14 protein-coding genes are annotated in these 12,331 nt (G+C 61.8%); 6 read left to right on the top strand and 8 right to left on the bottom strand.

What is annotated here, in order from left to right; genetic code table 11:
* Positions 1-11: 11 nt before the first annotated feature.
* From AC3WQS_RS09265 to rimP, 3 genes are read right to left on the bottom strand one after another with little or no spacing between them, the layout of a single operon-like run.
* A complete protein-coding gene (locus AC3WQS_RS09265) occupies positions 12-362 on the bottom strand; it encodes a YlxR family protein (RefSeq protein WP_019748063.1) in 351 nt (116 codons plus the stop codon).
* A gap of 44 nt (positions 363-406) precedes the next feature.
* Entirely contained in the window at positions 407-1,438 is a 1,032-nt protein-coding gene (gene nusA, locus AC3WQS_RS09260; RefSeq protein WP_003942738.1) for a transcription termination factor NusA, read from the bottom strand.
* A complete protein-coding gene (gene rimP / locus AC3WQS_RS09255) occupies positions 1,435-2,055 on the bottom strand; it encodes a ribosome maturation factor RimP (RefSeq protein WP_182261064.1) in 621 nt (206 codons plus the stop codon). The genes nusA and rimP overlap by 4 nt, the downstream gene beginning before the upstream one ends.
* Before the next feature lie 271 nt (positions 2,056-2,326).
* On the opposite strand from rimP, the gene AC3WQS_RS09250 reads away from it, so the two are divergent.
* Together AC3WQS_RS09250 and AC3WQS_RS09245 are read left to right on the top strand one after the other, a co-directional pair.
* The gene (locus AC3WQS_RS09250; protein WP_492712509.1) at positions 2,327-2,776 is read left to right on the top strand and encodes a hypothetical protein; all 450 of its coding nucleotides are present in this window, start codon (positions 2,327-2,329) and stop codon (positions 2,774-2,776) included.
* A complete protein-coding gene (locus tag AC3WQS_RS09245) occupies positions 2,773-3,228 on the top strand; it encodes a ferritin-like domain-containing protein (protein WP_080945658.1) in 456 nt (151 codons plus the stop codon). The genes AC3WQS_RS09250 and AC3WQS_RS09245 overlap by 4 nt, the downstream gene beginning before the upstream one ends.
* A 54-nt stretch (positions 3,229-3,282) precedes the next feature.
* On the opposite strand, the gene AC3WQS_RS09240 is transcribed toward AC3WQS_RS09245, so the two are convergent.
* Positions 3,283-4,707, bottom strand: coding sequence for an MFS transporter (locus tag AC3WQS_RS09240; RefSeq protein WP_492712483.1), 1,425 nt, complete (start codon positions 4,705-4,707; stop codon positions 3,283-3,285).
* Positions 4,708-4,791: 84 nt separating this feature from the next.
* Between AC3WQS_RS09240 and AC3WQS_RS09235 the strand changes: the two genes are divergently transcribed.
* From AC3WQS_RS09235 to AC3WQS_RS09225, 3 genes are all read left to right on the top strand, one after another.
* On the top strand, positions 4,792-5,427 hold the full coding sequence (locus AC3WQS_RS09235) for a TetR/AcrR family transcriptional regulator (protein WP_020969397.1): 636 nt from the start codon (positions 4,792-4,794) through the stop codon (positions 5,425-5,427).
* A 93-nt stretch (positions 5,428-5,520) separates the two neighbouring features.
* A complete protein-coding gene (locus AC3WQS_RS09230; RefSeq protein WP_029255178.1) occupies positions 5,521-6,018 on the top strand; it encodes a nuclear transport factor 2 family protein in 498 nt (165 codons plus the stop codon).
* The gene (locus AC3WQS_RS09225) at positions 6,015-6,854 is read left to right on the top strand and encodes an SDR family NAD(P)-dependent oxidoreductase (RefSeq protein WP_029255177.1); all 840 of its coding nucleotides are present in this window, start codon (positions 6,015-6,017) and stop codon (positions 6,852-6,854) included. Before AC3WQS_RS09230 ends, AC3WQS_RS09225 begins: the two co-directional genes overlap by 4 nt.
* Here the strand turns inward: AC3WQS_RS09225 and AC3WQS_RS09220 are convergent.
* Positions 6,816-7,772 (bottom strand): DMT family transporter, encoded by a 957-nt coding sequence (locus AC3WQS_RS09220; protein WP_070386731.1) that lies wholly within the window; start codon positions 7,770-7,772, stop codon positions 6,816-6,818. The two genes, AC3WQS_RS09225 and AC3WQS_RS09220, sit on opposite strands and share 39 nt — an antisense overlap.
* Positions 7,773-7,863: 91 nt before the next feature.
* Positions 7,864-9,159, bottom strand: a complete 1,296-nt coding sequence (locus tag AC3WQS_RS09215) for an MFS transporter (RefSeq protein ID WP_492712484.1) — start codon at positions 9,157-9,159, stop codon at positions 7,864-7,866.
* A 159-nt stretch (positions 9,160-9,318) separates the two neighbouring features.
* Between AC3WQS_RS09215 and AC3WQS_RS09210 the strand changes: the two genes are divergently transcribed.
* Entirely contained in the window at positions 9,319-9,744 is a 426-nt protein-coding gene (locus tag AC3WQS_RS09210) for a pyridoxamine 5'-phosphate oxidase family protein (protein ID WP_020907428.1), read from the top strand.
* A 77-nt stretch (positions 9,745-9,821) separates the two neighbouring features.
* Here the strand turns inward: AC3WQS_RS09210 and AC3WQS_RS09205 are convergent, their stop codons facing one another.
* Complete coding sequence (locus AC3WQS_RS09205; RefSeq protein ID WP_492712485.1) at positions 9,822-10,601, bottom strand: nuclear transport factor 2 family protein; 780 nt, start codon at positions 10,599-10,601, stop codon at positions 9,822-9,824.
* A complete protein-coding gene (locus tag AC3WQS_RS09200; protein ID WP_020907426.1) occupies positions 10,598-12,328 on the bottom strand; it encodes an acyl-CoA dehydrogenase family protein in 1,731 nt (576 codons plus the stop codon). Before AC3WQS_RS09200 ends, AC3WQS_RS09205 begins: the two co-directional genes overlap by 4 nt.
* Positions 12,329-12,331: the final 3 nt, after the last annotated feature.

The following is a 12,331-nucleotide window of genomic DNA, read 5'->3' as shown; positions in this document are numbered from 1 at the left end:
TCACGGTGTGCTCATGAGTGCTTGTGCCTGTTCTTCTCGAGAGGTACTGCTTTTGTGTGAACTGCGTCGACCAGCTGGTCGACAGCGGACGTGTCCAGATTTCCGGACACTCGCAGTGCTCTGCTGAATGCTCGGCGCCGCTCTGCCAGGCTCAGACAACTCGGATCCAGGTGCAGCCATGCACCTCGACCGGGGAGTCTTCGCGATACGTCGGGGACGAGCGGGGAACCCTCCGGCCCCTGCTCACCAACCACGACCCTCAACAGATCGACAGCCGACCCTTGTTCCCTGCACCCCACACACGTTCTGACCGGCGAACCGGGTTTCACGCGCGCAGAATCCGAGGACTCACGTCGAACCATTGTCCACTCTACCGCCGAACCGTCTCGATCACTGCATTCCACCGTTATCCGTTGGACGTGGCGGGCCGGTCGGACGCGTCGCCAACGGGTGCCGCATCGCTCCGAATGTCGATACGCCAACCCGTCAACCGTGCAGCCAGGCGGGCATTTTGACCCTCTTTTCCGATGGCCAACGAAAGCTGAAAATCGGGCACGATGACACGGGCCGCACGAGCCTCGGGATCGACGACAGTGACGGAGACCACTTTCGACGGGGAAAGTGCGTTGCCCACAAACGTCGCGGGATCTTCGTCGAAGTCGATGATGTCGATCTTCTCCCCCGCAAGTTCGCTCATGACGTTGCGGACGCGCTGACCCATCGGGCCGATGCATGCACCCTTTGCGTTCAGCCCCTGCACGCGTGAGGCAACGGCGATCTTGGAACGGTGTCCCGCTTCGCGCGCGACGTTGATGATCTCGACGCTGCCGTCCGCGATCTCCGGAACCTCGAGTGCGAACAACTTGCGAACCAGGTTCGGATGGGTCCGTGAGAGGGTGATCTGGGGGCCACGGGCGCCGCGAGCAACCCCGACGACGTAGCACTTGATGCGCTCGCCGTGTTCGTAGTTCTCGCCGGGAACCTGTTCTGCGGGCGGCAACAATCCTTCGGCGCCATTGGATTCGCTGCCGATTCGAACGACGACCATCCCGCGAGAGTTTGCACGCGTGTCGCGCTGAATGACACCGCCGACGATTTCACCCTCATGGGTGGAGAACTCACCGAAACTGCGCTCGTGCTCGGCGTCGCGCAAACGCTGCAGGATGACCTGGCGTGCGGTGGTCGCCGCGATTCGACCGAATCCTTCGGGAGTGTCGTCCCACTCCTCGCCGATCATGTTGCCGTCGGCATCGGTGTCGTGTGCCATCACTCGCACCGAACCGGTCTTGATGTTGACATCGATCCGAGCGTTCTGCTTGTGCCCCTCGGTGTGGCGGTACGCCGTCAGCAGCGCGGTCTGGATCGTGGCGATCACAGTTTCGATCGAAACGCCCTTTTCGGCTTCGATCGCTCGCAACGCTGCAATGTCGATATTCACTTGTCGAACCCTTCTTCGTTTTCTACGTCTTCTAATTCTGCTTCGTCGTCTTCGACACTGTCCACGCCCGAGTCGTCGGTGAGGTCAACCGCATCCGAGGGAACTGCGCGCCCGTCCGGGATGCCGCCCGCGAGTTCCAACTCCGCCTCACTGGGCTTCGAGAACTCCACCTGAACTACGGCCTTCTGAACGTCGCCCAGTGCAATCTCTCGCACGGTCAGTCCGCCACGGCCACCGATGACAACCGCCACGGAATCGTCGTTCAACGTTCCGATACGGCCGACCACGGTCTCGCCGGCCAGATCGATACGCGCTTTGCGTCCACGAGCTCGACGCCAGTGACGCTCGAGCGTCAGTGGACGATCGATTCCCGGGGAGGTCACCTCGAGGGTGTACGGCGTTTCACCGATTTCCTCGAGGCTGTCGAAAAGTTCCGAAACGAGTCTGCTGATCTCTGCGGCGGCATCGAGTTCGATCCCGGCATCGCTGTCGACCATGATGCGCACCGCGCTGTGCTTGCCCGCACTGGTCACGACAACGTCTTCGACGTCGTAACCCTGGGCGTGCACGAGTTCGGAGATCAGCTCGATCACCCTCTCCCTGGATGGCACCGGCATCTCGCGAACTCCTCATTTCAGTTGTCGTCGATTGTCCGACTTGTGTCGACTGTCGACGTGGGCGGCTGCGAGCATGAAAAGACACCAGGTGCCTCATGCTGCAAGCATCCAAGAGTACCGCTCATTACGCGTCTCCGTGACCAGAGTGCCCGACGCACGTCACACTTGAACACGTGCCGCGGATTCGAACGATCGGCCGACCACCTGGCACGATGGACTGGTGCTGACGCCCATGACTACTACCCCACTCTCCCGGCGGAGTGCGCTCAAGATGACGGGAACCGCAGCAGCGTTGGGCGCTGCAGCCTTCTCGTTGTCCGCCTGCACCGACAACGGCACAGCGGAGGCGGCTGCAGAAGTCGACCAGTTGACGGCCCAGGCCGAGCGAGCTCGCTCCGACGCGGCAGCCGCAACCGCCGCCATCGCTCTTGCGCCGGACAAGTCGGCATCACTGACCACGATCAGCGCCGAACGCACAGCGCATGCACTCGAACTCGACGCCGAGATTGCGCGAGCAGCGGGCGGCGGCGCTACGACCACTGCGCCCCCGTCGACCTCGGTCGCGAACACTCCGACGGGCGTTGACACCTTGAGGACCTCGCTTAACGATTCGGCGCGCAGTGCCGCGGATCTCGCTCGCACGATGTCCGGCTATCGCGCGGGCTTGCTCGGTTCGATCAGCGCGTCGTGCTCGACCCAGGTTGCGGTGTTGCTTCCATGATCACTTCGCACACCCGTCGAACCGAGAGTTCTGCCTTGCTGACCGCAATCGAATCAGAGAATGCCGCGATCTTCGCTTACGGAGTGGTTGCCGCGTTTTCGAATCCTGCCCGTGTCAACGAAGTTGCCACACATACAGCCGCGCACCGCGCGCGACGTGATGCGCTGGTTGCCCTGTCGACCGACGCGGGCGAGACCCCGCCGACAGCCGCGGCAGCCTACGAGATCCCGTTCCCGGTGACGGACGCCGTTACCGCGGCACAACTGGCAGCACAGATCGAATCCGACACCGCCGTGACCTACCGGGCATTCGTCGAACAGGTCGATACCGACCAACTCCGCACGTTCGGAATCGACGGCCTGACCGATGCGGCAATCCGCGGCGCCGGATGGCGGTCCGCGCTGGGAACCGCTCCGTCCACATCAGCGTTCCCAGGGGACCCGGCTTCGTAAACTGCTGTGCGCCTTTATTAACCGCCGGCGGTTAATAAAGGCGCACAGCAGTGCTCAGCTCTTGCGATGCGAGGGCACGAACCAAGCCGCGACAACCGCAACCAACACGAAGCAACCGCCGACGCGCAGGGCAGGTGTCAGCGCATCTCCGTAGCCCAGCGGCGTGAGCGCGCCACCAGCGGCAAGGAAGACTGCGGTGAGAACCGCGATTCCCAGCGCAACACCGATCTCGCGAAGCGTCGAGTTGGTCGAACTGGCCGTTCCGTGATCAGGCTCATCCATGTCGACGAGGACAGCCGTGGAACTCGGCGCGAAGGTCAGGCCCATGCCGATGCCCGCCATCAGGAGCGCCGGAACCAGTGAACCGTACGTCACGTCGGGACCGATCAACGCGGCCAACCAGAACAATGCTCCGGCCTGGAGCAGCAGACCGGTCAGCAGAAGTGAACGGAGCCCGACCTTCGGCGCCAGAAAACCGGCGAGAGGAGCGAAGATCATCGGCGCTGCCGTCCACGGAAGCGTCCGCAGGCCTGCTTGGAACGGGCTGTAGCCCATCACGATCTGGAGGTACTGCGACAGCAGGAACACCGCTCCGAAGATCCCGATCGAGAAGGTCAAGCCGATGACGTTCGCCATCGAGAAGCTGCGCGAACGGAACAGACGTAGGGGCATGACCGGATGTGACGTCTTCATCTCGCGAAGAACGAACAGCGCCAACGCGACTGCGGAACCGGCCAACGACGCAACCACTCCAAGCGATCCCCAGCCGTCGTCGTTGCCGTGAACGATCCCCCACACCGCCAGAAACACACCGAGTCCGGCGAGTGCGACACCGGGAAGGTCGAGAGGTTGTGTGCGACCGGTCGATTCACGCAACGCATACATCGCGAGAGGAACGGCAACGATCGCAACCGGCACATTGATCCAGAAGATCCCCTGCCACGAGAACCCGTCGACTACCGCTCCACCGACCACGGGACCCATCGCGATTCCCAGTCCGGAGACGCCACCCCAGACACCGATTGCCATGGCGCGCTTGGCTTCCGGTACGGCTGCGACGAGGAGGGTCAGCGAGAGCGGCATGATCGCGGCTGCGCCCGCGCCTTGAAATGCCCGGGCCGCAATCAGCAGGCCGGGAGTTGTCGACAGCGCCGAAGCGATCGATGCAGCCGTGAACAGCCCGATTCCGAACACGAACATCCGGCGGCGTCCCCACCGATCGCCGAGCGTCGTCGCCGAAAGCATCAGCGTCGCAAAGCAGAGCGTGTACGCATTCATGAACCATTGGAGCTGCCCGACGGACGCGTTCAGTTCCTTCTCGATCACCGGCAGCGCGCTCGTCATCACGAGGTTGTCGAGGGTAGCCATGAACATGGGCAGAGAAGCAGCAACCATCGCTATCGCGATCGGAACCTTACGTCCTCCACTGTTTTCCGACCCGGATGCGGCGTCCGATCCGGACTTCGTCAAAACGGTCATCGTGATTCCTCGATGTGAAGGTGCCTTAAGGCATCGATTGATTACTTAAGTCGAAACTAAGCTATCCGGTGATAACGTGTCAATATGTCGATCGGTGCAGCTGAACCACGTACCCGCAGGATGAGCGCACCGGAACGTCGCGCACTGGTCCTTGCCGCGGCAACGCGGGCATTTGCAAAGGGCGGATACTCCGGCACCAGCACGGACGCCGTCGCCAAGGAAGCCGGCGTCTCGCAGCCCTACGTCGTGCGCATGTTCGGAACCAAGGCAGATTTGTTCCACGCGGTGTTCACGCGTGCGCTCGACGAAATCGTCCGCACCTTCAACGACAAATTGGACACCGTCACAATCGATCCGAGCAATCCGCAGTTCTGGGCCGAACTCGGATCCGCCTACGGCGAGCTGGTCCTCGATCGAGATCTGCTGCTCGTCATGTTGCACGGCTTCGCAACCAGCACCGACGACGTCGCCGCCGTGTCCCGGACCGCCATGTCCGGCATCTACACCTTGCTGCGCGAGCGCACCGGTTGCACGCCCGAGCAAGCACGCTTGTTCATCGCGAACGGCATGCTGATCAACAATCTGCTCGCAATGATGGCACCCGAACACGCCGAAGAAGATCCGGCCCTCGGCGAACTCTGGGGCAGCGTCTTCAGCGACTCGACTGCAATCACTCTCACCGGCGACGAATCCTCGAGCGAAACCGACACCGTTTCCTGACCGGTCACTGGGAAAAACTACACACATGTGACTGAGGACACCCTACAGTCGATCCGACATGTCTCCGGGAAACCCAGACGAAAAGGACCGACGGTGGATCTCGCACAACGCCTCGACGCGCTCGAACAGATCGAGGAAATCAAGAAGCTCAAACATGGCTACTGGCGAGCATGTGACGCCAAGGATCCGGTTCGGTTCCGCAGCAGCTTCATCCGTTCAGGAGCGTCGATCGACTACGGACGTCTCGGCGCGTTCGACGACGCCGGGCCGATGGCGGACATCTTCGAGAAGATCGCTCTTCGCAAGGTCGACGGCCGGTACGCGGTACTCGACATGCATCACGGATTGCATCCCGACATCACACTGACCTCGGAGACGTCGGCGGTGGGGCGATGGACTCTGCAGTTCCGCCAGGTCGACACTGTCGGACGCACCGAGAAGTTGATGACCGGCGAATACGACGACAAATACGTGATCGAGGACGGTGTGTGGAAAATGAGTCAATGCCACTTCACGGAGACGTGGTCGATCACCACTCCCCTGTCCCCCGACACTGATATCGCCGAGGGTTCGTTGGGAGGCCCCCGGTGACCACGTCGACAAACGGCAAAGTAGCGCTCGTGACCGGCGCGAGTAGGAGCGTCGGTAAAGGCATTGCCCTCGCACTGGGAAGCGACGGCTGGACGGTGTACGTGACGGCCCGAGGCACCGTCGGCGCCGACAGCCCACTCGATCGCACCGCGGCGGAGATCACCGAGCGCGGCGGTCACGGCATTGCCGTGCAGTGCGATCACGCCGACGATCAACAGATCGTCGACCTGTTTGCACGCATTGCCGAGGAACAGTCAGGCCGCCTCGATCTTCTGGTCAACAACGTCTGGGCCAACCCGGCGGGCTATGCCGGCTTCGCCGATCCGTTCTGGAAGAGGCCGATCGACGATTGGGATTCGCTGATCGGAATCGGACTGCGCGCCCACTACGTTGCTTCGGTAGAAGCGGCGAAGTTGATGGTCCCCCGGGGCAGTGGAGTGATCGGCAATATCTCGTCATTCGGCACCCGCGGGTACCTGCACTCTGTCCTGTACGGGATGTCAAAAGCAGGTTTGGACAAGATGGCCGCCGACATGGCTGTCGAATTGAAGGGAACCGGCGTCACCGCACTTTCCTTCTGGCTCGGGTTGATCCGCAACGAGCGGATGGAGGCGAGTGGGATCGAGAGCTTCGAAGGCTTCTCACTGGCCGAGGCCGAAACCCCGGAATTCGTCGGCCAGGTCATCACTGCATTGGCCAACGATCCAGAAGTGAACGCGCGCAGCGGTCACACACTGATCACCGCCGAGACGGCCGTCGAGTACGGAATCACCGACGCCAACGGGAAACAACCTGCGTCACACCGCAGTGCCTTCGGTGGCGGCCCGCTTTTCTGAATCATCGGTCGCAGTGGTCGCGTCGCGTGCCGGCACAGCACGCGGCGCTGCCACTCGCGCCTTCAGGGCAAGCCAGGCACACCCGATGACGACGACGCCGCCGGCCACGATCGAGGGTGACAACGCCTCACCGAGTATCAGCGCCGACCAGGCAATGCTGAGCACCGGTTGAACCAACTGTGTTTGGCTCACGGTGGAAATGGGACCGATCGCCAGACCCCGGTACCAGGGAAAGAACCCGAGAAACATACTCACGCATCCCAGGTAGGCAAACGAAAGCCACGAATTCACATCGGCAGAAACCGGAGCCTGGGCCATGGACGCCACCGTCAACGCAATCGTGACCGGCAGTCCGAGAATCAATGCCCAGGCAATCGTCTGCCACGACCCGATCTCGCGGGCCAGCAACGCACCTTCCGAATATGCCAGCGCTGCACACACAACCGCGGCGAACAGAAGAAGATCAGCGAGATGAAACGAGCCGAGTCCGCCGTTTGCGACGGCCACGAACCCTACGACCGATACCGCGCCGGCGGCGCTTGCCCACCAGAATCCCTTACTGGGACGCTCTTTTCCTCGGACGACGGCAAATACCGCGGTCGCAGCGGGAAGTAGTCCGATCACGACTGCCGCGTGACTCGCCGGCGATGTCTGCAACGCAAACGTGGTGAACAGTGAAAACCCCAGTACCGCGCCAACGGTCACGAGTGCGATGCGCAACCACTGCCGAAGCGTCGGAAGCGTCGCGCGAGTAACCGACAGCATCACAATCGCAAGGGCCCCGGCAACGACGGCGCGGCCCGCGCCGACGAACAGGGGGTCGAGATCCGCGACGGCGACCCTCGTGAGCGGAACGGTGAACGAGAACGCCAGAACACCGAGCAAGCCCCACCACAAACCGGATCGAGACGATGGCATCGGTAGCGGTGCCCGTGACGTGACGATAGCGCTACTCTTCATACTCATATTCAACGATAGCAGTAGCGCACCAACCTGCGAAACTGGAATTTCAGGTGCGAACCCGTGTGCAGGAGATCGAAATTGCACCGAGCAGTCCGACGAGCGCGAAAGCGTAGAAGCCCCACGGCACGGCGTAACCCGCACCCAGGAGAACTCCGCCCAGAATCGGGCCACAGATCGCACCGACCCGGCCGACACCCGCCGACCATCCGAGCGCTGTCGCGCGAATCTGCGGTGGGTGATTGGCGCTCGTGAAGGCGTAGACCAGTACCTGTGCACTGAAAACGAAGCATCCGGCGAGGAAGACCATCACGTAGATTCCGAACGACACCTTCACACTCAGAAGCGCCAGGAACAACGCTGCTCCCGTGAACCACACGATTGCTGCGGTCCGCGGGCCGATCTTGTTCGCGACGCCCCCGGCGATCAACAGCCCGACGACGGCTCCGGCATTGAGGATCAGAAGGAACGTCAACGAGGCTCCGAGGTTGTAACCGGCCTCGCGCATGATCGTCGGAAGCCACGTGTTCAATCCGTAGACGAGCAGCAAGCCCATGAAACTGGTGATCCAGATGGCGATGCTGTTGCGCAGGAACTTCGAAGAGAACAGTGCGCGAACGGGGTTGGCGGCTTCGGCGCGCCCAGCTTCGGACGTAGGCGCAGCCTCGAGCTCGACACCGTAGCGGGCAGCGATTTCCTCGGCCTCGGCACGCTTTCCGTGAGCGAGAAGGTACGACGGGGATTCCGGCAGATACCGCAACATGAGTGGAATCAGGACGACGGCAGGAAGTGCGCCGACAACGAACATCGCTCGCCAACCGAAAGGTTCGATCACGACGAGCGCCAGCGCGGCGGTGGCAACGGCGCCGACGTGATAGCCGGTCATCAGCATGGTCGACGCAGATCCACCGCCTTGTTTCTTCGAGAATTCGTTGACCAGAGCCAATGCCGTCGGAAGGGCGCCACCCAGTCCCACCCCGGCGAGGAAGCGCAGCAGACCGAAGATGAACGGATTGGGCGCAATTGCGCACAATAGAGTCAGAATCGAGAATGCGACAACGGCGTACAGCAGCGCGCGGCGTCGACCGATGACGTCAGTGAGAGTGCCGATGACGAGGGCGCCGATGGTCATGCCGATGAGCCCGAAGGTCGAGATCATCGTGATCGTGCCGGTACTCAATCCCCACGCGTCGTAGTCGAGAAGTGAAGGAATGACCGCACCGAGTACGACCAGATCGAATCCGTCCAGAAGCACAGCTATCCAACACAACGGTGCTACCCACATTGCGGCACGCGCCCCAGGCAAACCGGTGATTGAACTCGATTGCGTATGCGGTGCGGTCATCGGATCCTCGACATTCACTGCTTGTGGGCGTTCGCTACCGGTTCAGATCCAGTAGTTCAGATCGAGATCTGTTCGCATTGCGAACGCATGTTCATAATGAGCACAACGATTGTGTACGGAGTCACAACGCCATGTCAAACGTCGCGGTAATCTCGAGGAATGGCACTCTCCGAAAATGAGCGTGAACAGTTTCTGGCCGAACCCCACATCGGGGCGCTGTCCGTAGCGGACGGCACCGAACGCGGTCCGTTGACCGTCCCGATCTGGTACCTGTACTCGCCCGGTGGCAAACCATGGATCCTCACCGGCAAGGATTCACGAAAGGCTCGACTCATCGAGTCGGCCGGGCATTTCTCGTTGATGGCCGAAAGGCTCGATCCGACAATCCGTTACGTCAGCGTCAGCGGATCCGTCGACAAGATCGTTCCGGGCACCGACGAGATGCTGGTCGAAGTCTCGCGGCGATACCTGACCCCGGACAAGGTCGACGGATATCTCGAATTCGCGCGATCGCAGTTGGGCGAGCAGGTAGCGATCTACATGAATCCGCAGCACTGGCTGTCTGCGGATCTCGGGGCGATCTGACACTTCACCGAAAAGCGAAGGCTCGGGGGGACGGGGGGGGCCCCCCGAGCCTGACCTGCGTTCGAGTGTTCTCGGTATCAGCTCTCGGTGAAGAAGCGCACCCGATTGAGGCGATGACCGCTCGCCTCGAAGCCGAACAGGGCGATGGCCGGTTCCCCGCACACGATTACGCTCGCCGTCACAGTTCGACCGGCAACCAGCATCTTGCTCTTCGTCACGCCGGTGAGCAGAGCGTTGACGTCGGCTTTGGACAACTGCGTTCCCGCCGGAAGCTCGACGGGTACCGGCGGCGTTCGACCGACAGCGGCCGCATCGAGGAACCGCGAAGCCGCCTTCTTGCCTTTGTCTCCGACTCCGAAGATGCCGCGCGAGAATCCGAGCGCTCCGCCGATCCCCTGGTTCGAGAGCAGCTGCGGGGTCAACTTCGCGGCAGCCTTCATCCCGGCAACGCCGGCGGTAGCGAGCTGGCTCAGCATCGTTGCCAATTCCCAATGCGCATAGAGGGTTCCGATCCGCAAGGAATCGGGCTCCCCCACCAAGTCGTAGCGCAAATGCATCGGCACGTCGAGGACGACTCCGGTCGACATCTCGGTAGCGAGGCTCAGATCGCGCCACACTGTGCGGCCGCACACGATATCGCGCTCGACGTGGAAGGTGATCGAATTGGGGGCGATGAACGTGTCGTAAAAACTCTCGATCGCCGCCTGTCCGTTATGCGGACGTGAACCTACAGGGTCGTTGATCTGGCCGTCTTCGGCAAACAGCGCAACCCAGGTCGAGCGATCATGCGCGCCGACGGCTTTCGGGGATCCCTCCACGACGGCCATCAACTGCTCACGTACCACCGGCGCGGTCATGCGCGCATCTCGTATGCACCGTCGTACGCCTTGACCTGCTGCCACACCCGGTCGAAGCGTTCACTGTCCACAACAGGCTTCCGCACTGCGGCCAAGGCCCACTTCTGCTGCTCCGGCGTCGACGACGGCTTTCCGTGCAGTGCGATCGCGTATCCCGAGAAGTCGCGAATCTGGAAGTCGAAGATCTGATCGACAACGTCGGCGTCGAGTCCGCTGATCTCGGCCTGCTCGAGAATCAGATGACCGTAGACGACGAGGGAGAACAGGTGCCCGACATTGAGCATGAAATCGAGATCCTTCTGCTGCTGCGCGTCCGGCGCTGCGGCAGTGAGCAATTCGGTGAGTGCGATCGCCTGCTCGTAGAAACGAGCGACGTTCGGGATCGAAGAGTGCTTCTCGTAGACGGGCTTCCACTCGTGGAACTGGATCTTCGCAGCGCCGCGGGTCGGTCCCTGATTCCAGAAGAACTCGTCGTCGGCTGCGTCGTCGCGCGTGACGATCTCCGGGAACTCCGCGGGGTTGAACAGGTAGTTCGGCAAGAACTTGAGGATCAGGCCGACGTTGACGTGGACGGTGCCCTCGAGCTTGGGCAGCGTGCCGATCATCTGCGCTGCTTCACGGAAGTACGTGGACTTCTCGTACCCCTTTGCCGCGATCACGTCGTGCAGCAACCCGACGACCTTTTCACCTTCCGAGGTGACCTTGGCCTTGGTCATGGGATTGAACAGCAGGTAGCGACGGTCTTCGAGGCTGGCGCTGCGGAAGTAGTCGACCGCCCGCGCGCTGAACTGTTTCATCGCGATCAGACGTGAGTACGCGTCGACGAAGGCGGCGCGTACATGGGCGAAGTCGGTGACCGGATTACCGTAGAGAATTCGATTCTGCGCGTGAGTGATTGCTTCGAAGAACGCATGTTCGGTGATCCCGATGGAGCCGGTGCACAGGTTGAACTTTCCGACGTTGACCGTGTTGAGCGCGGCCTCGAATGCGGCGACGCCGGTGTGCAGAATGTCTTCCTCGCGCACCGGGTAGTCGTCGAGGCGGAAATTGCTGACGTACATTTGCCCGCGCAGGACATTGTCCACAAGCTGATAGTTCGGATGTGCACTGTCGGCGACGAAGAACACGTAGCCTTCGGGACCCTCGACGTCGGTACGCCGCCCGAACACAGACACCATTCCGGCTACGTTGCCGTTTCCGATGTAGTACTTCTCGCCGCTCGCGCGGAAGGCGACGTCGCCGTCGGTGGGAGTGAGAAGCATGTCGGTGGAATACACGTCGGCGCCGTGATCACGCTCGGACAGGCCGAACGCCATGACACCACCGTCGACGAGTTCCTGCGCTGCACGCTTCTTCGCTGCATCGTTGTCACTCATCCAGATCGGTCCGAGTCCGAGGATCGTGACCTGCCAGGCGTACCAGTAAGCGAGTCCGTAGAAACCGAAGATCTCACTCAAGGCCGCGTTGCGGGCACCGTCCCACCGACGGTTCTCGTCACCGTCGGCGAATGCCGCCGGAGTCTGGAACGTCGCGAACAACTTCTCCTTGCCGACGAACTCGAGAAAGTCGGAGACCCACACGGCGTCGAGGTCGTCCTGAAGCAGTTGCTTCTTGCCGCGGCTCTCGAACCATTCGATGGTGGCTCGCAGCAAACGGCGGGTCTCCGGATCGAACTGAGCGGGGTCGTAAGTATGGGGGTTGAAGAGCAATCCATCGGTGCCAGACACGTC

It is taken from the genome of Rhodococcus sp. FW305-130 (assembly GCF_058788335.1).
The sequence above is the reverse complement of the archived record's forward strand: the minus strand, read 5'-3'. Positions and strand labels throughout refer to the sequence as shown.

Coding starts and splice junctions, on each gene's coding strand:
- AC3WQS_RS09265 (WP_019748063.1), bottom strand. CDS start 362: ATGGTTCGACGTGAGTCCTCGGATTCTGCGCGCGTGAAACCCGGTTCG.
- AC3WQS_RS09245 (WP_080945658.1), top strand. CDS start 2,773: ATGATCACTTCGCACACCCGTCGAACCGAGAGTTCTGCCTTGCTGACC.
- rimP (WP_182261064.1), bottom strand. CDS start 2,055: ATGCCGGTGCCATCCAGGGAGAGGGTGATCGAGCTGATCTCCGAACTC.
- AC3WQS_RS09250 (WP_492712509.1), top strand. CDS start 2,327: ATGACGGGAACCGCAGCAGCGTTGGGCGCTGCAGCCTTCTCGTTGTCC.
- AC3WQS_RS09215 (WP_492712484.1), bottom strand. CDS start 9,159: ATGACCGCACCGCATACGCAATCGAGTTCAATCACCGGTTTGCCTGGG.
- AC3WQS_RS09205 (WP_492712485.1), bottom strand. CDS start 10,601: ATGACCGCGCCGGTGGTACGTGAGCAGTTGATGGCCGTCGTGGAGGGA.
- AC3WQS_RS09240 (WP_492712483.1), bottom strand. CDS start 4,707: ATGACCGTTTTGACGAAGTCCGGATCGGACGCCGCATCCGGGTCGGAA.
- AC3WQS_RS09220 (WP_070386731.1), bottom strand. CDS start 7,772: ATGCCATCGTCTCGATCCGGTTTGTGGTGGGGCTTGCTCGGTGTTCTG.
- AC3WQS_RS09210 (WP_020907428.1), top strand. CDS start 9,319: ATGGCACTCTCCGAAAATGAGCGTGAACAGTTTCTGGCCGAACCCCAC.
- AC3WQS_RS09235 (WP_020969397.1), top strand. CDS start 4,792: ATGTCGATCGGTGCAGCTGAACCACGTACCCGCAGGATGAGCGCACCG.